The organism is Syntrophales bacterium, from assembly GCA_023229765.1.
In the GTDB taxonomy this organism is placed as follows: Bacteria; Desulfobacterota; Syntrophia; order Syntrophales; family UBA5619; genus DYTH01.
Genome location: JALNYO010000008.1, coordinates 78,205 through 99,188, shown reverse-complemented (window position 1 = coordinate 99,188; position 20,984 = coordinate 78,205). Strand labels below are relative to the sequence as shown.

The 20,984-nt window shown below is 55.3% G+C and carries 21 protein-coding genes and 1 pseudogene; 16 read left to right on the top strand and 6 right to left on the bottom strand.

Annotated features, from left to right (window positions below):
• The first annotated feature begins 8 nt into the window (after nt 1-8).
• The 7 genes from M0P74_06505 to M0P74_06475 all read left to right on the top strand — a co-directional run bounded on the left by M0P74_06505 (nt 9) and on the right by M0P74_06475 (nt 7,201).
• On the top strand, nt 9-1,199 hold the full coding sequence (locus M0P74_06505) for a DUF58 domain-containing protein (GenBank protein ID MCK9363235.1): 1,191 nt from the start codon (nt 9-11) through the stop codon (nt 1,197-1,199).
• Nucleotides 1,199-2,623 (top strand): DUF4129 domain-containing protein, encoded by a 1,425-nt coding sequence (locus tag M0P74_06500; protein ID MCK9363234.1) that lies wholly within the window; start codon nt 1,199-1,201, stop codon nt 2,621-2,623. The genes M0P74_06505 and M0P74_06500 overlap by 1 nt, the downstream gene beginning before the upstream one ends.
• Before the next feature lie 151 nt (nt 2,624-2,774).
• Nucleotides 2,775-3,152 (top strand): metalloregulator ArsR/SmtB family transcription factor, encoded by a 378-nt coding sequence (locus tag M0P74_06495; GenBank protein ID MCK9363233.1) that lies wholly within the window; start codon nt 2,775-2,777, stop codon nt 3,150-3,152.
• 174 nt (nt 3,153-3,326) lie between these two features.
• Nucleotides 3,327-3,542, top strand: a complete 216-nt coding sequence (locus M0P74_06490; protein MCK9363232.1) for a hypothetical protein — start codon at nt 3,327-3,329, stop codon at nt 3,540-3,542.
• Entirely contained in the window at nt 3,532-5,421 is a 1,890-nt protein-coding gene (locus M0P74_06485; protein MCK9363231.1) for a cation-translocating P-type ATPase, read from the top strand. Before M0P74_06490 ends, M0P74_06485 begins: the two co-directional genes overlap by 11 nt.
• A 214-nt stretch (nt 5,422-5,635) precedes the next feature.
• On the top strand, nt 5,636-6,739 hold the full coding sequence (locus M0P74_06480; GenBank protein MCK9363230.1) for a uroporphyrinogen decarboxylase family protein: 1,104 nt from the start codon (nt 5,636-5,638) through the stop codon (nt 6,737-6,739).
• A 159-nt stretch (nt 6,740-6,898) separates the two neighbouring features.
• Entirely contained in the window at nt 6,899-7,201 is a 303-nt protein-coding gene (locus M0P74_06475) for a sulfite exporter TauE/SafE family protein (protein MCK9363229.1), read from the top strand.
• A 253-nt stretch (nt 7,202-7,454) separates the two neighbouring features.
• On the opposite strand, the pseudogene M0P74_06470 reads toward M0P74_06475, so the two are convergent.
• Nucleotides 7,455-7,571, bottom strand: a pseudogene (locus tag M0P74_06470) (transposase).
• 224 nt (nt 7,572-7,795) lie between these two features.
• On the opposite strand from M0P74_06470, the gene trxA reads away from it, so the two are divergent.
• On the top strand, nt 7,796-8,326 hold the full coding sequence (gene trxA, locus M0P74_06465) for a thioredoxin (protein MCK9363228.1): 531 nt from the start codon (nt 7,796-7,798) through the stop codon (nt 8,324-8,326).
• 9 nt (nt 8,327-8,335) lie between these two features.
• On the opposite strand, the gene M0P74_06460 is transcribed toward trxA, so the two are convergent.
• From M0P74_06460 to tkt, 5 genes are all read right to left on the bottom strand, one after another.
• Nucleotides 8,336-9,616 carry a TRAP transporter large permease subunit gene (locus M0P74_06460; protein ID MCK9363227.1) on the bottom strand — a complete coding sequence of 427 codons (1,281 nt, stop codon included), beginning with the start codon at nt 9,614-9,616 and terminating at the stop codon, nt 8,336-8,338.
• Nucleotides 9,617-9,619: 3 nt separating this feature from the next.
• On the bottom strand, nt 9,620-10,126 hold the full coding sequence (locus tag M0P74_06455) for a TRAP transporter small permease (protein MCK9363226.1): 507 nt from the start codon (nt 10,124-10,126) through the stop codon (nt 9,620-9,622).
• Nucleotides 10,127-10,138: 12 nt separating this feature from the next.
• The gene (locus M0P74_06450) at nt 10,139-11,149 is read right to left on the bottom strand and encodes a DctP family TRAP transporter solute-binding subunit (GenBank protein ID MCK9363225.1); all 1,011 of its coding nucleotides are present in this window, start codon (nt 11,147-11,149) and stop codon (nt 10,139-10,141) included.
• Nucleotides 11,150-11,404: 255 nt separating this feature from the next.
• Nucleotides 11,405-13,075 (bottom strand): hypothetical protein, encoded by a 1,671-nt coding sequence (locus tag M0P74_06445; GenBank protein ID MCK9363224.1) that lies wholly within the window; start codon nt 13,073-13,075, stop codon nt 11,405-11,407.
• A gap of 82 nt (nt 13,076-13,157) precedes the next feature.
• Nucleotides 13,158-15,221, bottom strand: a complete 2,064-nt coding sequence (gene tkt, locus M0P74_06440; GenBank protein ID MCK9363223.1) for a transketolase — start codon at nt 15,219-15,221, stop codon at nt 13,158-13,160.
• 413 nt (nt 15,222-15,634) lie between these two features.
• Between tkt and M0P74_06435 the strand changes: the two genes are divergently transcribed.
• The 8 genes from M0P74_06435 to M0P74_06400 all read left to right on the top strand — a co-directional run bounded on the left by M0P74_06435 (nt 15,635) and on the right by M0P74_06400 (nt 20,928).
• Nucleotides 15,635-15,817 carry a hypothetical protein gene (locus M0P74_06435; GenBank protein MCK9363222.1) on the top strand — a complete coding sequence of 61 codons (183 nt, stop codon included), beginning with the start codon at nt 15,635-15,637 and terminating at the stop codon, nt 15,815-15,817.
• A gap of 86 nt (nt 15,818-15,903) precedes the next feature.
• A complete protein-coding gene (locus tag M0P74_06430) occupies nt 15,904-16,149 on the top strand; it encodes a DUF3820 family protein (protein MCK9363221.1) in 246 nt (81 codons plus the stop codon).
• Between the two features lie 71 nt (nt 16,150-16,220).
• On the top strand, nt 16,221-16,856 hold the full coding sequence (locus M0P74_06425) for a flavodoxin family protein (GenBank protein ID MCK9363220.1): 636 nt from the start codon (nt 16,221-16,223) through the stop codon (nt 16,854-16,856).
• Nucleotides 16,857-16,955: 99 nt separating this feature from the next.
• Nucleotides 16,956-17,372, top strand: a complete 417-nt coding sequence (gene nikR / locus M0P74_06420) for a nickel-responsive transcriptional regulator NikR (protein MCK9363219.1) — start codon at nt 16,956-16,958, stop codon at nt 17,370-17,372.
• A 97-nt stretch (nt 17,373-17,469) separates the two neighbouring features.
• Nucleotides 17,470-18,219, top strand: a complete 750-nt coding sequence (locus tag M0P74_06415) for a transporter (protein ID MCK9363218.1) — start codon at nt 17,470-17,472, stop codon at nt 18,217-18,219.
• A gap of 50 nt (nt 18,220-18,269) precedes the next feature.
• The gene (locus tag M0P74_06410; GenBank protein ID MCK9363217.1) at nt 18,270-19,307 is read left to right on the top strand and encodes an energy-coupling factor ABC transporter permease; all 1,038 of its coding nucleotides are present in this window, start codon (nt 18,270-18,272) and stop codon (nt 19,305-19,307) included.
• Nucleotides 19,308-19,366: 59 nt separating this feature from the next.
• Entirely contained in the window at nt 19,367-20,173 is an 807-nt protein-coding gene (gene cbiQ, locus M0P74_06405) for a cobalt ECF transporter T component CbiQ (GenBank protein ID MCK9363216.1), read from the top strand.
• Entirely contained in the window at nt 20,173-20,928 is a 756-nt protein-coding gene (locus tag M0P74_06400) for an energy-coupling factor ABC transporter ATP-binding protein (protein ID MCK9363215.1), read from the top strand. Before cbiQ ends, M0P74_06400 begins: the two co-directional genes overlap by 1 nt.
• The last annotated feature ends 56 nt before the right edge of the window (nt 20,929-20,984 follow it).

Sequence of the window (20,984 nt, the reverse complement as noted above, 5' to 3'; positions counted from 1 at the left end):
TGAGCGCGATGGATCGCAGACCGCCAAGCATTTTCCTTGTTCCCTTCGTGCTGATCATTGTTGGTCTGTTTTTCTGCATGGCCCTGCTTACCGGCCAGCGGGATCTGACGGTATTGTCGCTCCTTCTTTTCAGCGTCGCCGCCGGGGCAAAACTCTGGGCAGGGTGGAGTCTGACCGGCATTGAATGCAGCTTCAGCATCGACAAACGCCGGCTGTTCCCGGATGAGAAGCTTCTGCTGCAGGCGACGACGGCAAACAGGAAAATCCTCCCGGTCTGGCTGCAGTTAGAATCTCCCGTAAACGGCCTCGTCCACGACGAAAATGGCGCAACCGCGCTTACGGCTGAAGCCGGTTTGTTATGGTATCAGACGGCCAGCTTCCACTGGGAACTGAAGGCGCGGCAAAGGGGCATCCATCACATAGGGCCGCTTGGCATCGCCTCGGGAGACCTATTTGGCTTCTTCCCCAGGCACAAGGAAATGGCCAGCCCGCTTGAGGTGGTGGTATATCCCCGTCTCGTTCCCCTCAAACCGTTTTTGTTGCCGCCGCGCGATTTTTTCGGCATTCCCGGCGCCGACACCCCGGTGGATGACCCTGTTTACATATTGGGCACAAGGGACTACCAGTACGGGCATCCCGCCAAGCACATCCACTGGAAAGCGACCGCCCGTCACCACAAGCTGCAGGAGAAGATTTTCGAGCCTTCGTCCCAGGAAAAGGCGCTGCTCGTCGTTGCCATCGGCCCGCTCGCTCAGCACAAGGCTACGGAGGAATTCGAGCGCCTGCTCGAAACGGTGGCATCCGCAGCGGTGCGGCTCTCCGAGCGCGGCTGCGCCGTGGGACTGATAACCAACGGCCGGCTGATTGGAGAGGCATCACCCCTTGTCCCCGTTTCGAAAAACGCCAATCAGCTCGCCGCCCTTTTGGAAACGCTGGCCCGGCTGCAGATGGAACCGGCGCGCAGCCTCAGCGACACGTTCCATTTGCACTTGAGGGCGCCCTGGGGGATCAGTTGTCTGTACTTTTCCCTTGAAGAGGACAAAATGGCGCTGGCTGCCCGGGAATACTTTATGCGGCGACGGATGCCTTTCCGGTTTTTTGCCGCCCCTCCCGCTATTGATTCAGCCGGTCCCCTCGCTGCCAGCGGTTTGGCAACCGGGAACAACGAGGGGACCGGCGGCGGAAAGGGGCGTGCCTGATGGATGTCCGCAAGGGAATGCTCTGGTATTTCGTCAATGGTGCAATGGAGTTGAGCTGGTTTCTGGGCTGGGCCATGTTCTGCTCGCTGATGACTATGCATCGCCCGTTCCCTTTTTTCGAGACCCTTCTCGCTTTTGCCTTGGCAGTATTTGCCACCCGCATCTCCACGGGTAAGGGATGGCGGATAGCAAGCGTCATAGGCATTGAGCTGCTGGGGTTTATGTGCGGGGGGCTGCTGTTGATTCATGGGATTTATTACCGCTCTTATCCGCTTCTGGACAGCGCCTGGCTTTCCCTTTTTTTCAATGGTTCGCGGGGTGTGCTGGAGGGACTGATCCTTTCGTTGAATCTCTTTTTGCTCATTATACTGTGGGCCGGAGGGGTGACCCTTGCCCGCAGGCCGCAGACATATTTCAATACATGCAATCGCTTCGATCTCGGCCTGGCCGCCTTTTTTGCGCTTTTTATACTGAAACTCATGGCGCTGACCAAAGGGGAAACGCTGGCCGAGGACACCCTGTCCCTGCTCTTCGTCTTTCCCTTCTTCCTGTCCGGCCTGTTAGCGCTCGGAATGGCCCGGACACGGAACTATGCCTCCAAAGCCTTTCTCCCCGGGTACCGGGCGCTCGGCTTCATCGCAAGCTTTGTCGTGGTCGCACTTTTGGGAGCCTCGGTTTTACTGCTCTTTTTCATACCAGGCCTCACCGCGGCCGCACAGCTCGGATACAACACACTGGCGGCCGCCGGCAGTCCGCTTCTCTCATTATTAATCACTATCTTACGTTTTCTCTTCGGCCCCCGCGGCAGCCATCTCGCTGTGGATGCGACGAAATCATCTCCAAACACCGCTTCGAATCAGCTTACGCCGCCAGTGCACGGCTGGTTGGTGGAGCTGCTGGAAAAAATTCTGGCATGGGGACTTTGGGGGCTCCTGCTGCTGACCATGATCATTGCCTCTGCCATCGCCCTTTTCTATGCCGTAAAATGGCTCCTCGCAAGGACAGAGGGGGGTGACCGCCCGAAAACGATATCACTGTCTTCGAGATTTGCCTTGCTGTGGTCCTTTCTGGTCGGAACCTGCAGGAAAATTTTTCGGAGCGCCCGAGGTTATCAAAAGGCCGCCGAACTTTACGGCGCCCTTTTGCGCTGGGCACAGCGCGGCGGGTTTCCCCATGGTCGCCACGAGACGCCTCTCGAATTCGGGGTGCGTCTGCATGCCCGTTTTCCCGCGCTTAAGGAGCCAATCGAAGCCATAATCGCTGCCTATAACCGGGAAGTTTACGGCGAAGCGAGGCTGAATCAGGCGCAACTGGCGGCGGCGAACTCCGCCTGGCGCTTCCTGCGCAGTCCTCTGCGTTGGCCGACACGTTGCAAGGGGTGGCTTGCTGGCGCGCCCCCAACCTCTTGCCAGCGAGTCCCTTAAATTCTTCTGAAACAAGGGAATTTAATAAGATACCGGTGAAAGCCGTTATCCCGTATTTTCAATATCTTCCGTACGCAGGGGCAAAAGTGACGCTTGACATTTACGGTTATCCACAGTATCGTGTATTCGTGTAAGCCTTGGAGGGGGATAAATGACCGCGAGAAAACAGAAGAATGTGCAGGTCTGCTGTCGGCCCAAACCTGCGTTGGAGGACCGTGAACTCATTAGCCCGGGGAAAGCGGATGAGTTGATGCACTTGTTCAAGATGCTGGCCAACGACACGCGATTGCGTCTGATTCACGCACTGACACGTTCCGGAGAAATGTGTGTGAAAGACCTCGCAGACACGATGGGGATGAAGCCACAAGCCATATCCAACCAGCTCCAGCGTCTTGTGGACCGGGGCATCCTCGCGGGCGCCAGAAGCGGGAACAACGTCCATTACCGGATTATAAACCCGTGCATCGTCGGCCTTCTCGATTTGGGGTTGTGCCTGTTGGAGGACACTGAAGCGAGGAGGCGGGAATGATCGCTCCTACCTGTGTGAATCCTGTCAATCCCCAGACCGCCGGGCTTGGTCTCTTGGGCCCACATGCAAGCAGGGTAAGCAGCTTTGAGTGTCAAGAAGAAGACGACCACCGGCAGCGTATTTTGTTGCCCACGTATGATGATGTTTCTAATGTTGATTAGGAGGAAATGAATCATGAATGAGACGAAGATTGAGATGGAAACGAAATCCAAGAAAAAGGGGTTCTTCGCGATGTTCAAGGAGTCGATGACCAAGATAAGCAGCGGTTGCGGTCCGGGCTGTAGCTGCCATGTGGAAGGAGACGACAAGAAGAACAACGAGACGATAGAGAACGAGCCTAAAAAGGCGTTGACGAAGGGGAGCAAAGAGGGGGTACGCAATGCCGAGTGAGGCTACTCGTGTCCGACCCCGCGCCGACCGCTACCGGGAGATCCTGGTGCTCTCCCTCGTTCCCGCCCTCGTCGGAACGCTCATCCTGGTGAGCTGGGCGTTTGCCCACTGGCGTATCGGCCCACCGTTAGTGAGCGCGGGCCTCGCGCTTGGCGCCACGCTGCTCGGCGGCTTTCCGCGCTTCATCGCCGGCTTCAAAGATCTCTATCAGCGCAAGATTACGGTCAATGTCTTCATTACCGTGGCCCTCGTCGTCACCGTTGCGGTGGGCGAGTTCCTCTCGGCTGCGGTCATCATTTTCATCATGGCCGTGGTCGGCGCCCTGGAATCCTACACCCTCGACAAGAGTCGCCGGAGCATACGCGACCTGTTGGATCTCACCCCGCCCACCGCGACGGTACGGCGAGATGGCGTGGAGGCAACCGTCCCCGTGGCTGAACTGCGCGTGGGAGACATTATCATCGTGCGCCCGGGAGAGCGCATCCCGGTGGACGGAGTGGTTACTGCCGGCGCCGGCACGGTCAACCAGGCGCCCATCACCGGCGAGTCAATGCCGGTCGACAAGTTCAAGGGCTGCGAGGTGTTCAGTGGCACGCTGAATGAGAACGGACGACTCGATGTGCGTACGACCAAGATCGGCCCAGATACCACGCTCGCCCGGATCGTTCACCTCGTCGAACAGGCCCAAGAAACAAAGGCGCCGGTCCAGGGTATCGCTGATCGCTTCACCGTCTGGTTTCTTCCCGTCGTTCTCGTGCTCGCGATCATCGGGTACCTTACTTCCGGCGATATCAAGGTGGCCGTCGCTATTTTGCTCGTGGCGTGCCCGTGCGCCTTCGCTATCGCGACTCCGACAGCGGTGACGGCCGGCATCGCCAACATGGCCCGGCGGGCGGTGCTGATCAAGGGTGGCATCTACTTTGAACTTGCCGGGAAAATTGACGTCCTGTTTGTTGACAAGACGGGGACGCTCACCCTCGGTCGCCCGAAGGTCGTGGAGGTGATTGGCGCGGATGGGGAAGATGAGCGTGAGGTCCTGCGTCTCGCCGCCATTGCCGAGAAGTACTCGGAACACCCCCTTGCAAGGTCGGTGATGGCGCTGGCTGCCCAGCGCCGGCTTGACGTGCCGGACCCCGACGATTTCAAAAATGAGGTGGGCATGGGGATCACCGCCAGCCACGCAGGTGAAACCGTCGTGGTCGGCAAGCCGGAATTCTTGCGGAACCTGGGTATCGCCGTTTGCGAGCGTCTTGAACAGGCTTTGGCGGCACAGGCTGAGCTTGGCCGGACGGTGGTCCTCGTTGCGCGCGGGCGTGATGCCGTGGGTCTCGTAGCCATCGCGGACGAGGTGCGTACGGAGACGGCGCAGGCCGTGACGGCGCTCAAGGAGTTAGGCTCGCGCATCATCATGCTTACCGGCGACAACCCCAAGGTGGCGCAGGCGGTTGCACGCGAGATCGGCGTGGATGAGTTTCGCGCCGGGCTGCTTCCCGAGGACAAGCAGCGCTTCATCAAGGAGTGGCAGGACAAGGGGAAAACCATAGCCATGGTCGGCGACGGCATCAACGACGCGCCCTCGTTGGCCCTCGCCGACGTCGGCATAGTCATGGGGGCCGCAGGCACTGATGTAGCTATCGCAGCGGCGGACGTGACGCTGATGAACGATGATCTTTCCCGCGTTGTTGATTTTGTACGGATGTCGCGGAAGGTGCTTCGACGCATCAAGCTCAACATATTCTTCTCCATCATTTACAATGCGATTGGTCTCACCCTGGCTATGTTGGGCCTTCTGACACCGGTACTGGCGGTCATATTCCAGGAAGCGGGCTGCGTGACCGTCGTTATCAGTTCGACGCTGCTGCTGTGGACCCGGCCTTGACCGCTCTATGGTTGGTTCCACGCGCTCACCCGACGAAAATCGCGGCTGCTATGATACGAGACAGATTACCCAAGGACATGGATACATGGTTGAGATATTGTGCGCCTTCAATAAATCAAAAGGAGAAAACAAATGTTAACCTGCGGCATCCGGATAAACCGGCCTACTCAACAAAAAAAGAAGGGGGAACTGCGAAATGCAGAGGGGATAAGAGATGAATAAAAAGGATCGGATTGAGGCGGTCTTCGATTTAAAGGAGCCGGATATAATTCCCGTGAGTCCGCATGTTATGGCACAGGCCATCTTTGATATGGGGTGGAGCATAAGGGAGATAACCACACAGAAAGAGCTGGATTCCGATAAAATCGCCGAGGCTTTTGTTACCAATATCAAGAAGTACGATTACGATTTATGCTTTGGGACCTACATAGATCACGGCTATGGAGTTCCATCCCTGGGAGGCGTCCTTGATATCCCTGAAAAATTCGGCGTCAGTGTTTCGGTTAAGGAGCATTCAATCAGGAAGAAGGAAGACTGGAACAGGATCAAAAAGAAATTTCCTCTCGACCCATTGAAACATGACCGGATGCCCCAGGCGCTTAAGGCGCTCAAGGCGGTCTGCAAAGAGCTCGGCGCAACCCATCCTATTTCTCCGATGTCTTATGTGGGCATTGGGTTTGTTCAACATCTTTTCCGAAAAGTGAGCGACCTAACCGTTGACTGTTATGAAGATCCGGACTGGGTCGATGAAATGTGCCAAGTCGCCACCGATTTCAGCATGGACTGGATCCGCGCGCAATACGAGGCCGGGGCTAATACCCATCTTACACTGAACGACTCTTTTGGAACCGAGCTCATCTCCCCGGCGATGGCCCAGAGATTTCTGCTTCCTTACGTCGCCCAGATTGTTGAAATGGTGGGAAAAGAGTTTGGTCAAAAAGTGTTCATGCATGTTCATGGCGACATGAAAAGACCGAAATCATATGCCTTTCTCGAAAGTCTGGTTAGGGAGGCAGGGGTGGGGGGGCTGCACCTGGACGAAAAGCACGATGCGGCCTGGATACGCGAACGCGTCGTGAAACAACTGAATGTCCCCGCAGCTCTGATAGTGCATGGGGCAACCATAGACGGGGGCCCCGCTGAAAAGATCGAGGCCATCGTGAAAGAGACGATTGAGATTGGCGGGCTTGGTGGAGGGGTCCTCATGGCTCCGAGCTGCCAACTTCTTCCGTCAACTCCGGGGTTACATTTCAAAGCCTGGGTGGAGGCGACCCACAAATACGGGAAGTATCCTTTGGGATCCTGGAAGCAGGATTAATTTGGAAGGGAGAGGTAATTGCAAAACTCCCCATTCTTGTCATTCCCGCAACGATTCTGAGCGGGAATCTGGTTCTAACTGCTTGAAAAACCATATTCCCGATAGAGACATTCGGGAATGACAAATGGTTTTGCAATTGTCTCGGGAGGATGGAATAAAATGAGCCAGTATGTAATCATTATCATCGGGTTAAGTATTCTCTCGGTAATATCGGGAATGTTGAGGCTTGGTGTGGCCTTTTCGGCGGTTCCTTTCCTGGGATTGTTTCTTCCCGATCTTGTTCACCAAGTCCAACCGTTGAGCCTTCTGTTAAATGGTCTAACGGTGCTGACTGCAACCTTCGGGTTTGCCAAGGGTGGACATATCGATTGGAAAAAGGCGATCACCCTTGCTGTCATAACAACCATTGCAGCGCCTTTGGGTTCATATCTCGTCCGATTTGTTCCCCAGCTCTATATTTGAGCGGTTTGTCCTCCGTCTTTTTCAGCATTGATCCCTCACCTTGCAACGGCTCAGTTTGATATGCACCTGACGGTTCCGCTTCTTGTAGTTGGGGCGATCGGTTCCTATTTCGGAGTAAGGCTCACGAGCCGCTTTGTTCCCAGTGCAAAAATTAAACAAATTTTCGGCGTTCTTATTGTGGTCATGACGCACTATAAAATATTCACCATGATCAGATGAAGCAGATTAACCAAAGACATGATTTAAATTTGGTTCATACGAATAGAGCGTACTTTGTTTCATGAAGGGCCATAATTTTGAGTTTGAAGAATTCCATATCTCTGAAGCCGTAGGCCATTCGTTTCATGGTTTTGATTTTGTTGTTTATGCCTTAATCTCTTTATTTAATCTTCGTTCTTTTTCAAGTCAAAAGTACGCATCAACCGGATGAACCGGATTTAAGATACCGGTGAAAGCCGTTATCCCGTATTTTCAACATCTTCCGTACGCAGACTTCCCCCTGGTTGACAAAGCTAAGCTTGATGTTCATAATAAGCAGGCGTTTTTTCTGTTTTGCCACGCATACGAAAAAATAAAATGATGGAGGAGGAAACAATGAGCAAGGTAGTGGAAATTACGGACGATACTTTTGAGGAAGAGGTGTTTCAGGCGGATTTGCCGGTGGAAGTGGATTTCTGGGCGCCGTGGTGCGGACCCTGCAAGATGGTCGGCCCCCTTTACGACAAGCTTGCCGAGGATTACAATGGCAAATTCAAGTTCTGTAAAATCAACGTGGACCAGAACCAGCGGACAGCGGCCAAGTATCAGATCATGAGCATCCCGATGCAGATGTTTTTTGTGGACGGGCAGAAGGTGGACGAGATCCTCGGCGCGGTTCCGGAAAGTACGATCAAGGCGATGGTGGACAAAACCCTCGAGAAATTCCCCTCCGACGAAAAGGGCAAGCTGAAATCGCTGATCAGTTCATGGGCTAAAAGCAACGAACAGCATGGGCAGAAATTTTCCAAATGGCTGGAAAAGGCAAGTGAGACCAAGGGCACGCCACTTTACGAAAAGGCGTTGGCCGCCTCGAAAGAACTGGAGAAGGCGGGCCTTGGACTATCCCAGTTATTGGCCGATCTGTAAGTGAAAAATTTACCTGAGGAAAAGCTCCGGCAGCAGCGTTGAGAGCTGCGGGACATAGGTAATGATGAGAAGGCAGGCCAAAAAGAGGAGGATGAACGGCAGCACCGCCCTGCTTACTTCCACGAGGGAGCGCCTCATAACGGCCATTGCCACAAAAAGATTGAGGCCGAAGGGCGGGGTCAGGAAACCCAGCTCAACATTCACGATCATGATAATGCCGTAGTGAATGTAATTGATGTCGTACCGGTTGAGCGTCTCGGCCAGAATCGGTGAGATGACGACAATCGCCGTCACGATATCCATGAGACCGCCGATGAGCAAAAGCGCGCCGTTGATGGCCAGCAGAAAGAGCCATTTGCTCTCGATGTTCGTCACGATTATCTCGGCCAGCTTTACCGGAATCTGCTCGACGGTCAGCATCCAGATGAAGCTCATCGCACAGGAGAGGATGAAGAGCAGCGATCCTGACAGTATCGCGGAATCTCTACAGACGGAAAAGAGCTTGCCCGGTTTCAGTTCCCTGTAGATGAAAAGCTCCACAAGAAGGGCGTAAACGACGGAAACCGCCGCTGCCTCCGTCGGGGTGAAAACCCCTCCGTAGATCCCGCCGAGCACCAGGATGGGAAGAAACAACGCCCACAATCCCTCTTTGATGATTTTTATCCCCTCCGCGAAGGTGTAGCGAGCCTCGGAACGCCATCCCCGTTTTTTTGCCATGATAACGGAATAGACCATCAGGACGCCCCCGATAAAAAGACCCGGCAGGAAGCCGGCCAGAAAAAGCTCGGCCACGGAGACATTCATTACCAGCGCATAGAGAATCATCGGGATGCTGGGCGGAATCAGAATGCCGAGGGAGCCGGCGGAGGTGAGAAGGCCGATCGAAAAGCGCTCCCCGTAGCCATCCTTGATGAGGGCCGGCATCATGATGCCGCCGATTGCGATTACCGTGGCCGGCGATGAACCGGAAATGGCCGCAAAAAACAGGCAGGCCAAAACGGAGGCCATGGCGAGTCCGCCGGTAAATCTCCCCACGAATAGCCTCATAACCGCAACCAGCCGTTTGGAGATGGCTCCCTCCGCCATGATGTTGCCGGCAAGGATAAAAAACGGCACCCCCAGCAGGACAAAATTGTCCAGCCCATTAAATAGCTGCTGGATGAGGGAGGTAATGGGGGCGTGGGCGATAAAGATCAGATAAACGGCGGTGGTCGCTCCCAGAACGAGCGCGATCGGCATGCCTATGACAAGAAATATCAAAAAACAAAGCAAAACGATAGTCAAGGTCAAAAGCTACTTCCTCCTGATACGCGCGAAAGGCTCGTTTTTCAAAAAACCACGGAGGTGTTGAAAGGAAAGGACAAAAAAACGGAACCCCATCGTTGCCGAGAAAAGCGGAATCGGCAGATAGGGGATGAACATCGGCAACTGCAGCGCGGGGCTCTTGACGCCGAAGGCGCTTGTTTTCAAAATATGGATTGTCCCGTAGTAAACGAAAAGCAGACAGATGACGCCCGATATGCCGTATGCCAAGACCTTCAGCGCATGACTCGCCCGGTCAGGAAGATACTCGGACAGCGCCTCCATCGAAAAGTGGGTCCCGTACTTCACGCCGATCGCGGCGCCGAGATAGGCGCAGAAAATCATCGTATAGTTCGCGAGTTCGCCGAACCAACTGAAGGTATAAGAGATCGTATAACGGAGGCAGGTTTCAACAGCCGTAAGCAGCGCCAAGCCGAGGAGGGCTAAGCCGACCATCCCCTCCTCGAACCTGTTGAGCTTCCTTAAAAGACCGTCCATCTGTTTGCCGGGTTACTTCTTCTTCGCGTGGAAGTCGATCTTTTTGAGGTAGAAATCAAACCATTCCGCCCCGTACGAAGCGCGGTACTTCTCCAACACCGGCTGGACGACCTTCTTGAAGGCCTCTCGCTCCCCGGCCGTCAGAACATGCACATCCACATTCTGGGCCTTCGCCTTCTCCAGGGCCACCAGCCTGTTTTTGGCGTTGCCTTCCCGGTTTACCTTGAGCTGCACCGCCGCAGCCTCCCGGAAGATATTCTGCTGAGCGGGGGTAAGCGATTTCCAGAAATCCCGGCTGACGACGGTTGGGCATTCGGTGAGAACATGGTTTGTGATCGTCGCGAACTTGTTCACTTCGGTAAATTTCATCATAATCGAGGTGAAGATCGGATTATCCTGCCCATCGATGACCTTCTGCTGCAGGGCGTTGTATATCTCCGGGAAGGGCAGGGGAGTCGGGTTTGTTCCCAGGGCCTTGAAGGTGTCGATCATCATGGGCGCCTCCAGCACTCTCATTTTCAAACCCTTCAAATCCTCCGGATTCTTGATGGGCCGCTTCGAGTTGGTCATGTCCCGAAACTCGTTTTCCGTATAGCCAATAAAGATAAAACCCTTGGCCTCGGCATACTTCGCAAAACGTTCCCGGACATCTTTATCATCGAGTACCTTGTAGGCCGTCTCCCTGTCCGGATAGACAAAAGGCAGCTCGATGATCCCGATTTCCGGGACAAAATTGGCGAGCACCCCGGCCGTGGCGGAGGTCATCTGGAGGGTTCCGCCCTGCACCTGCTCGCACATCGACCTCTCGCCGCCGAGCTGGCCCAGGGGAAAGACCTGCACCTCGATCTCGCCGTTCGTTTTTTCATTCACGTATTTGGCGAACGCCAGAGCGGCGTGGTGCTGCGGGTGGATTGGCGGTCCCACATGGCCGTACTTGACGATAATCTTCGCCTCGGCGGAAAAGGCAAAACAAACCAGGAAAAATACTATCGCAACGATGACTGATACCGGTTTCTTCCTCACAGCATACCTCCCAACTATTCATAAAGTTTAAAAAATCTTACCCGTCTCTGACCAATGCCGATTTTCTGCCGGCAACGTCGGCCCTTAACCAAGACGTCGCCCTTTGTCAATACATTTCTCTTTAGCTCGCCCCTTTTTCCCCCAGCGGGCCCGCCAGTTGCTTTTTGCCTCTGTGTTGACCGCGTACCGAGGAAACTCACCCCGGAGTGCCCGTGTTCTAAAGCTCATCCAATGTTTGCGGCGCGGCGGCGAAACTCAGGATTTTTTCGCAAGGTTTTTCGTCAGGCGGTCAATGCCCTGGGCGGGATTGCCATGAAAATGAATCCGGATAATTTTTCTCCCCGCCTTCGTCAAAGCCTGCAAATCCCCCAACGCTTGCGCCTTTTTCAAAACCCCAAAAGTCAGCGCTGACTCCGTGCTTCCCATTGCCTCGGGCACGGGCGCGTCTTCGCTGTCATCAGCGGTAAACTGGACAAAAAGCCCCCGCCCGCTGTCTCCCTTGTGCAATTGCCCGGTCGAGTGCAGAAATCTCGGCCCATAGCCAAAGGTCGTGGCAAGCAAGAATCTCTCCACTATGGCCCCCCGTAGCCGCTGTACGGCATCGTCAACCCAGGGCGACGGGGGCAGGTATGCCATAAAAGCCGCGTAAGCGCCGGGCGTTGCCTGCGAGAAAAATTCCTTAAGGATGTCCTCCGGATCGTTGAGCGCAACCTGGCCGAAGACGGAAAAACCATCCGCCTCAATCACCGGCGCATCTTCCAAAAGGACTCTTTCCTGGAGATATTTGTCGATCATCTGCCGCGCCAGCATCTTGGCGGACTCAACATTGGGCTGATCAAAAGGATTCACAGTTAGACGCCACCCGGCGGCGGCAGTCGCCATCTCCCAAAAGAAGAAATGCCCTCCCAGATCATAGTCGTCGGCGATGGTCAAATCCACAACGGGAAATCCGGCCGCTGCCAGCGCCCGCAAATGGGGCTCCCCGATCGCATCGTTTTGCAGGCGGACGGAGCAGAAAACCCGGTCGGCGCCGTAGAAGGCCGGCGGGCCGGCAGGCTCCCCGATCACCGGCAGGATGCCTTTTCCCTCCTTGCCGGTGCTCTCCGCGAGCAACTGTTCGATCCAGCCACCCAGCGCGGCCAGCCGCTGCGAAAAAACAAAGGTCAACTTGTCTTGTCCCCGCATCGCCATTTCGCCAAGAATCCCGCCTATGAGGGCCGCCGCGCCGCTCTCGGCAGCGGTTTTTTCCAGAAGGCGCCTTATGTCTATTCCCAAAAGGCCCGCGGGAACCAGACCGAAAAACGACAGGGCCGAATAGCGCCCCCCGATTTCCGGGTCGTTCAGAAAGACGTGCCGAAAACCGTTTTGTTGGGCTGCTTCCGCTAATTTGCTGCCCGGATCGGTAATCGCGAGGAAATGTGCGCCTGCTTTTTCCTTCCCGAGTTTTTCGGCAGTCAGGTTGTAAAAATACTTCATCAGGGAAAGGGTCTCGATCGTTCCTCCCGATTTGGTGGAAACGACAAACAGCGTCTTGGCAAAATCGAGGCAGGCCGCATAGGAAAGAATCGCCCCCGGATCGGTGCTGTCGAGCACCTCCAGATTCAGATAGCCGGCGGCGATTCCGAACACCTTGCGGAATACCTCCGGGGCGAGGCTGGAGCCGCCCATCCCGAGCAGAAGGGCAAAATTGTACCCGTCCGCCCGAATCTCTGCCACAGCCCCCTCTATCTCGGCTATTTTCTCCGGCATCATCCGGGGGCTGTCTAACCAGCCGAGGCGGTTGGCTATCTCAGTCGGCGCAGGTTTCCAGACGGTGTAGTCCTTTTTTGCAATCCGCTCGACAATCTTCTCGGCCACCAGCCTTTTACGGATATCCGCTTCCAAATCCCGAAACAATCCCGGGCGAAAATTCATCTTTGTTGTCATCCTGCCCCCGTTTCCTGCGTTCACACCCTCTTCTAAAGGTGCCCCTCCGGTGAAAACCGGCGGCCACTTGGTTGCAATTCCCTTAATCGGCTATTTTCAGAAGGCGGCGCGCCTCCGCCGCAACTCTTTCCGCGGTGATCCCGAATTTTTCATAGAGCACCTGATACGGGGCGCTCGCGCCGAAATGGTCGATCCCGATCACCGCCCCTTTTGCTCCCACGTAATGCTCCCAGCCCAGCCTCGCCCCTGCCTCCACTGCCACCCGCGCCTGCACGGCGGGAGGAAGCACGGAATCTCTGTACTCCTCGGCCTGGGCGTCAAAAAGCTCCCAGCAGGGCAGGGAGACAACGCGGACGCGGATTCCCTCCTCGGCAAGGGTTTTTCCTGCCGCCGTGGCAAGCTGGAGTTCCGAGCCAGTTCCGATCAGCACGACCTGCGGCTCCTCCCCCTCCGCCGAATCCCAGAATACATACCCGCCGCTGCGGACTCCATCCGCCCCGCCTACCAGCAGCCGGTCGGCAACGGGCAGGTTCTGGCGGGTGAGGACAAGGGCGGTCGGACCACAGACGTTTTCTAAGGCGAGTCGCCATGCCTCGATCGTCTCATTGGCGTCGGCCGGGCGGATTACCGTCAGATTCGGCATCACGCGCAAACTCATCAGGTGCTCGACCGGCTGGTGGGTCGGGCCATCCTCGCCGACCCCGATGCTGTCATGGGTGAAGATGTAGATTACCCGCAGCCCCATAAGCGCGGCGAGCCGCATCGAGGGACGCATGTAGTCGGCAAAGGTGAAGAATGTTGCAGTAAAAGGGATGACGCCCCCGTGGATCGCCATTCCGCCGGCGATTGCCGCCATCGCGTGTTCCCGCACCCCGAAATGGATGTTTCTGCCCCCATAGCCCCACTCGCCGCCGCAGGCGCCTTCCGGGAGTGTGACGCTCGCGGAGGGTTTTTGGAAATCGCCCTTTCCCTTCAACCAGGAAAAAGTGGAGGGGTTCAGATCGGCCGACCCGCCGATGAGTTCGGGAAGTTTTTCCGCCGCCGCCTGCAGGAACGCCTCGGAGGTCTTGCGCGTTGCGACATCCTTCGTATCGGGCAGGTAGAAAGGCAGAGAATCCGTCCAGTCCGCCGGCAGTTCCCCCTTCGTCACCCGGTCAAACTCAGCCGCCTCCTGCGGCCAGGACTCGGAATAACGACGCAGCAGTTCTTTCCATTCAAGATGTTTTTTTGCCCTGCCTGAAGCCGCCTGCCGAAAATAGTCCAGCGCCTCAGCCGGGATAAAAAACGGCGGTTCCAGCGGCCAGCCGAGATTTGTTTTCGCGGCCTTCAGCTCCTCGGCCCCCAGCGGCGAACCGTGTGCAGAGCTTGTCCCCTGCTTTTTCGGCGCGCCGAATCCGATTGTCGTATGGAGCCGGACAAGCGAAGGTTTATCAGTCTCCTTGGCCGCCGCCTCCAGCGCCCGGGCGATCGCCTTTGTATCGTTGCCATCCTCAACCGCTATCACCTGCCAGCCCGAGGCCTCGAACCTTTTGGAGATATCCTCGGTAAAACAAAGCGAGGTCGCCCCCGACAGAGAGATCCGGTTGTCGTCATACAGGACGGTCAGCTTTCCCAAACCCAGGTGGCCGGCCAGCGCGCACGCCTCGGCGGAGAGCCCCTCCATCAGATCCCCGTCGCTGGCAAAAACATAGGTGCGGTGATCAACGAGCGGGTATCCCGGACGGTTGAACCGGGCGGCGAGGTGCGCCTCGGCAATCGCCATTCCGACCGCCGCGGCCAGCCCCTGAGCGAGCGGGCCGGTCGTCATCTCCGTTCCCGGCGGATGCTGGCGCTCCGGATGGCCGGGCGTCTTGCTGCCCCACTGCCGGAATGACTTGATATCGTCAAGGGAAAGGTCATAGCCGCTCAGATACAGGAGCGAATAGAGCAGCATCGAGGCGTGTCCGGCGGACAGGACAAAACGGTCGCGATCCGGCCAGAGCGGAGCACGCGGATCATGCTGCAAATATTTAGTCCAGAGGGTAAACGCCGCGGGCGCCGCCCCCATCGGCATGCCGGGATGTCCCGATTTTGCCTTTTCGATGGCATCCGCCGCCAGAAAACGAATCGTGTTGATACACGTTTGCTCCAATCCCCGTCCGTCCATTTTTTGCCTCCTTGGCAGATAAATGTTTTTTTGCCTGGGCAGAGTATAATAAATGAACTGTTTAGACAAGGGGGGAGAACAAAAATTCACTAAAGCTTCATTGACTCCTGTGCAATAGTATGCGAGATTGCAACAAATTAAAGATGCGTCTATCGTTTTTGCAGCATAATTCTGTCCATCTGAAAAGGAGAAACGAAATGGGAGACAAGGGCGGCAAGAAGGACAAGGAAAAGGGGCAGAAGCAGTCCGTTGAAAAACAGAAGCAAAATGCAAAAAACAAGCTTGATAAGCAGCCGAAGCGCAAGCCCTGACTTACAAGCAAGGGGCGAGGCGCCGCTGGATTGCCCCTATTAGCCGAATCTGCCGTGTTTTCAAGTAAGATGATCACCGTTTAGTAAAAAAGGAGCATGACGATGGGAAAATCCATGTACAGCTATGGCAAGCAGGTAAAAGAAAAAGCGCGCCAGCAAAAACAGTTGGAAAAGACGGCAAAACGCATTGCCGCCAAGCAGCAGAAAGAGAATCTCCAAACGGGCGCTCCTGATGCAGACGCGGAAACAGCAGAACCGGCGCCGGAGGAGAAGGCAGGAGACTAGCTGACGCTGTTTATTGTTGACAGGTTAGTCATGATCATGGGGCGGAATTGTTCAAAATACGCGGTAAGCGCTGGTCGGAATATTTAATGACTGCAGATGATCAAATAAATTCTCCGCCTCTTCGTCCGGATGCGGATGCCTTCCTGAAGCTGGCTCAGGCAACAATGCCCTTTGGGAGATATGCGGGATATCGGCTCGTTGATCTGCCGGAGCGCTATGTTGTCTGGTTTTCCCAGAAAGGCTTCCCGGAAGGGGAACTGGGGAAAATGCTGCGCACCGTCTATGAAATAAAGGTCAATGGGCTGGAATACCTTTTTGATTCGCTGAAATGATTGAGCTGATTTTTCCCGACAAAATAACAATATCTTTTCAGATATAGAAAGTACAAGAGGTCCTGCAATCAGTGAACGTAATCGCAATAAACGGCAGTCCTAACAAAGAAGGAAACACTTTTCATGCACTAAGCATGGTCGGGAATGAACTTAAAGCCGCCGGTATCGAGTTCGAGATACTCCACATCGGCCATAAGATGATCCATGGCTGTATTGCTTGCGGAAAATGTGCCATAACTCAAGATGAAAAGTGCTCTATTAAAGCTGATGAACTGAACGATTTGATACAGATAGTCAAACAAGCCGATGGCATTATCCTGGGCTCGCCTGTCTATTATTCGGGGATACCGGGTACGATGAAAAGTTTTCTGGACCGCATGTTCTTTGTCGCCGGATCGAATGGGAATTTATTTCGTCATAAAGTTGCAGCGGCAGTCGTAGCGGTGCGAAGGACAGGCGGTTCTGCGGCTTTGGATAGTTTGACCCATTATCTCACCTATTCCGAAATGATCATTGCCACATCGAGGTATTGGAATGTCATACACGGCAGAACTCCCGGTGAAGCAATAAAGGATGGCGAAGGCGCACAGATCATGAGTGTCCTCGGTAAAAATATGGCATGGTTGTTAAAGATGAAAGAAGCCACCGCCGGTAAAATTACACCACCCCCAAACGAAGAGAAAGTGGTTACTAACTTTATCAGGTAATTGGCGTTAGCCATATCCAAGATCCGGATATTGATAAAAATGCTTGACAGCGCCGACAGGGTGTGCCACAAGCCGCCGTAACGTAACACGGGAGGCGTGATGTCGGAACTGGTTCGTTTTGGGGTGTCCTTAGAAAAAAATCTCCTCGACAGGTTTGACGACCTGATCCGGGCAAAACAGTATACCAACCGCTCGGAGGCCCTGCGGGATATGATCCGCCGGGAGCTGGTCGAGAGGGAGTGGCAGGGGGGGTGCGATGTGGCCGGCGCCATCACCCTCATCTACGACCATCACAAACGTGATGTCTTGATTCGGGTGATGGATATGCAGCATGACTTCCAGGATGTGATTATCTCCACCCAGCACATTCATCTCGATCACCACAATTGCTTGGAGATCATCGCCGCCCGGGGAAAGGCGGAAGAGGTGCAGCGGCTGGCCGACGCCCTAACCTCTATCAAGGGGGTTCGGCACGGGACCCTCAGCATGTCGAGCACGGGGAGGGAGATCGGGTAGGCGTATTATTTTTTCCCCGGTCGTGTTACGAATTTTATAATCATAACACTTGAAAGGAGGAATGGAAAGAATGTGTTATGCGGTTAAGAGTTTGTTCGTGAGTATATTGTTGTTGGTCCCTGCGGTCGCTTGGGGTGCCCATCCGCTCATCACGGACGACGCCGGCACGCAGGGGAAAGGAAAGTTTCAGGTGGAGGTCAGCGCTCAGCACGACTCCGAAAAGGAAACTCTCAACGGCGTGTCGGTGGAATCAACCGGTCGTCAGGTTTCGACGACCTTCTCCTATGGCTTCATCGAGAATACGGATATTGTCCTGAGCCTGCCCTATCAGTGGGGAAAAGTTAGGGAAGACGGAGCCACGGTCTATGATGAAAGAGGGATATCGGACACGACCGTTGAGGCCAAGTGGCGATTCTTCGAGAAAGACGGGCTGAGCTTTGCGTTGAAACCAGGCCTGCGGATACCAACGGGCAACGACGAAAAGGGACTCGGCGCCGGGCGGACCGGATACCACGCATTTATCATCGGTTCGAAGGAGGTCGAGCCTTGGGCTTTCCATGTGAATGTCGGCTACATCGGGAACGAAAACAAGGCGGATGAAGAGAAAAACATTTGGCATGCATCCCTCGCTACGACCTATGAGGTTATCAAGAACCTAAAAGTTGTCGGGAATGTCGGGATCGAGCGAAATTCGGACAAGGCTGCGGACAAAGACCCTGCCTTTCTCATCGGCGGCGTCATCTACTCCCTTTCTGAAAGTATAGATATTGATGTCGGTGTGAAATACGGCTTGACCGCTGCTGAAACCGAATGGTCGCTGATGGCGGGAATGGCGTTCAGATTTTGATGCACGCGGTTCATAAATCATCACTGTATTCTTAAGAAGGAGGAACGATCATGCACATGGCGGATGCTTTGCTTTCCCCCGCCGTGGGGACGACATTGTGGGCCGGAACGGCCGTGGTAGGCGGATATGCCTCGAAGAAACTGAAGGAACGGATCGATGACCGGATGATCCCCTTGATGGGGGTCCTCGGCGCCTTCATCTTTGCGGCGCAGATGATCAATTTTACGATCCCCGGGACCGGATCAAGCGGACACTTGGGGGGCGGAATGATCCTGGCCATCCTCCTCGGTCCCCATGCAGCCTTTCTCGTCATGGCCTCGGTCCTGACGGTTCAGGCGCTCTTCTTCGCCGATGGCGGACTGCTTGCCCTCGGCTGCAACATCTGGAACCTCGGCGTTTATCCCTGCTACCTCGTCTATCCGTTAATCTACAAACCATGGGCGGGGGAAAGCAAAAACCCCGGGCGAATCCTTGTCGCATCCCTCGTGAGCGGTGTCGCGGCACTGCAGCTCGGGGCTTTTTCCGTTGTCATGGAAACGCTAATGTCCGGCAAGAGTGAACTGTCCTTTAGTGCCTTTGTTCTGATGATGCAACCGATACACCTGGCCATCGGGATCGTGGAAGGGTTTGTAACCGCCGGAGTCATCAATTATGTGCGCAGCGCCAGACCGGAGATTCTCGAGAGCATTGCCGTAGCCCGTCCTCTGGGTGCGGAGGTTTCGCTGAAGAAGGTTATGATGACATTTGCAGTATTGGTAATCATAACGGGCGGGACCCTCTCCTGGTTCGCTTCGACCCATCCGGATGGTCTGGAGTGGTCCATCGAAAAGGTCACCGGCAAGGGCGAACTGCGGGAGGCGGAGCGCGGGATTGCCCGTGTGCTCAGGGGAATCCAGGAAAAGACGGCGTTTCTCCCCGATTACGGCTTAAAACCGGAGGGCCCTGACCCGAAAAAAGTGGAGGCGATGGCATGGCCGGGAATCAAGGCGGAAACCTCTGTATCCGGCATCGTCGGCGCTGTTGTCGTTCTCGGAATGATCGTACTTATCGGCATAGGGGTCCGATCCTCCCGGGACAGAGATGCGTAAACAGGGCATCAATAATGGCTGACATTTAGAAGGCGCTGCGGATTCGCCAGGATGAAACCATGACCTTTGACGAGAAATATTTCGATATCGGCCGGCTGGACCGGCTCTCCTACGGGGACACCTTCGTGCATCGTCTGGACCCGCGCGCCAAGGTGATCGCCACGATGCTGTTTCTCCTCACCGTCATCTCTTTTCCCAAGTACGAGGTCATTGCGCTGGCCCCCTTTTTTCTATACCCCGTGCTGCTGCTGACCATCGGCGAAATCCCCGTCCGGTTCATGATCAGGAAGATCATAGTCGTTTCCCCCTTCGCGGTTTTCATAGGCATCTTTAACCCGCTGTTGGATACGAAAACAGTGGCCGTCATCTTCGGCGTTTCCCTGTCCGCGGGATGGATATCTTTTCTTTCGATTCTCATGAAGTTTGCGCTCACGATCAGCGCAGCGCTTCTGCTCATCGCAACGACGTCATTTCCGGGCATCTGCCATGCGCTCCGGCGTCTGGGCGTTCCGGCCCTGTTTGTTTCGCAGCTCCTCTTTTTGTATCGCTACCTCTTTGTCCTGATGGAAGAGGCGATGCGGATTATCCGGGCCAGGGAGATGCGTTCCTTCGGGTCGCACGGCGCAGGCATGAAGATGTTCGTGCGCCTGATCGGGATTCTTTTTCTCAGAACGATGGATCGTGCAGAGAGGATCTACTACGCCATGCTCTCCCGGGGATTCCAGGGAGACATCCCGACCCTCAAACGGTCCCATATTGCGCTCCCCGATCTGCTGTTCCTGTCGGTGATGATCGCCTATCTGGGAGTTTTCCGCTTTTTCCCCGTTGCCGAAGAGCTCGGCCGGGTCGTGCAGGAGCTGTTTTAATGAGCCATCATATAGTTGAATTCAAAGATGTTTCCTACCGCTATCCCGATGGAACGGAGGCGCTCAACGGGATCAATTTCCGGATCACCCACGGCGAATCCGTCGGCGTCGTCGGCGCCAACGGGGCGGGAAAATCCACGCTTCTCCAGCAGATGAACGGTTACTTGCTGCCGACTGCGGGCTCGATCACCATCGGCGACCTGCCCCTGAACAAAAAAACGCGGCAGGAGATCCGGAAGAAGGTCGGAATCGTCTTCCAAAATCCTGATGACCAGCTCTTCATGCCAACCGTTTTTGACGATGTCGCCTTCGGCCCGCTCAACCTCGGGATGGATGAGGCGACCGTGCGGGAGCGGGTGCACAAGGCCCTCGCTATGGTCAACAGCCGCAATCTTCAGGACAAACCGCCGCACCATCTGTCGAGTGGACAGAAGAGCGCCGTCGCGATCGCGGCGGTGATGGCCATGGAACCGGATATCCTGGCGATGGACGAGCCCGCCTCCAACCTCGACCCGCGGTCAAGGCGCTCATTAATTACGCTGCTCAAGACATTCAAACACTCCAAGATCATCGCCTCCCACGATCTCGATCTGATCCTCGATGTCTGCGAGCGCTGTATTGTGATCGGCAGCGGCATGGTTGTTGCCGACGGTCCGGCGGCGGAAATCCTCTCAAACCAGGCGTTCCTCGAAGAAAACAATCTGGAACTTCCGTTGTCGTTCCAGCGGCGTCAAGTTAGTCCTGCCTGCAATTAAAGATTGAAAATCCGGTCGGATCGCAGTATGTTCGCGGAAACTACATACGATAAAGG

Excerpts from the sequence above, each read along its gene's own strand:
- M0P74_06505 (MCK9363235.1), top strand. The coding sequence starts at position 9 with ATGGATCGCAGACCGCCAAGCATTTTCCTTGTTCCCTTCGTGCTGATC.
- M0P74_06500 (MCK9363234.1), top strand. The coding sequence starts at position 1,199 with ATGGATGTCCGCAAGGGAATGCTCTGGTATTTCGTCAATGGTGCAATG.
- M0P74_06495 (MCK9363233.1), top strand. The coding sequence starts at position 2,775 with ATGACCGCGAGAAAACAGAAGAATGTGCAGGTCTGCTGTCGGCCCAAA.
- M0P74_06490 (MCK9363232.1), top strand. The coding sequence starts at position 3,327 with ATGAATGAGACGAAGATTGAGATGGAAACGAAATCCAAGAAAAAGGGG.
- M0P74_06485 (MCK9363231.1), top strand. The coding sequence starts at position 3,532 with ATGCCGAGTGAGGCTACTCGTGTCCGACCCCGCGCCGACCGCTACCGG.
- M0P74_06480 (MCK9363230.1), top strand. The coding sequence starts at position 5,636 with ATGAATAAAAAGGATCGGATTGAGGCGGTCTTCGATTTAAAGGAGCCG.
- M0P74_06475 (MCK9363229.1), top strand. The coding sequence starts at position 6,899 with ATGAGCCAGTATGTAATCATTATCATCGGGTTAAGTATTCTCTCGGTA.
- trxA (MCK9363228.1), top strand. The coding sequence starts at position 7,796 with ATGAGCAAGGTAGTGGAAATTACGGACGATACTTTTGAGGAAGAGGTG.
- M0P74_06455 (MCK9363226.1), bottom strand. The coding sequence starts at position 10,126 with ATGGACGGTCTTTTAAGGAAGCTCAACAGGTTCGAGGAGGGGATGGTC.
- M0P74_06445 (MCK9363224.1), bottom strand. The coding sequence starts at position 13,075 with ATGACAACAAAGATGAATTTTCGCCCGGGATTGTTTCGGGATTTGGAA.
- tkt (MCK9363223.1), bottom strand. The coding sequence starts at position 15,221 with ATGGACGGACGGGGATTGGAGCAAACGTGTATCAACACGATTCGTTTT.
- M0P74_06435 (MCK9363222.1), top strand. The coding sequence starts at position 15,635 with ATGGGAAAATCCATGTACAGCTATGGCAAGCAGGTAAAAGAAAAAGCG.
- M0P74_06430 (MCK9363221.1), top strand. The coding sequence starts at position 15,904 with ATGACTGCAGATGATCAAATAAATTCTCCGCCTCTTCGTCCGGATGCG.
- nikR (MCK9363219.1), top strand. The coding sequence starts at position 16,956 with ATGTCGGAACTGGTTCGTTTTGGGGTGTCCTTAGAAAAAAATCTCCTC.
- M0P74_06410 (MCK9363217.1), top strand. The coding sequence starts at position 18,270 with ATGCACATGGCGGATGCTTTGCTTTCCCCCGCCGTGGGGACGACATTG.
- cbiQ (MCK9363216.1), top strand. The coding sequence starts at position 19,367 with ATGACCTTTGACGAGAAATATTTCGATATCGGCCGGCTGGACCGGCTC.
- M0P74_06400 (MCK9363215.1), top strand. The coding sequence starts at position 20,173 with ATGAGCCATCATATAGTTGAATTCAAAGATGTTTCCTACCGCTATCCC.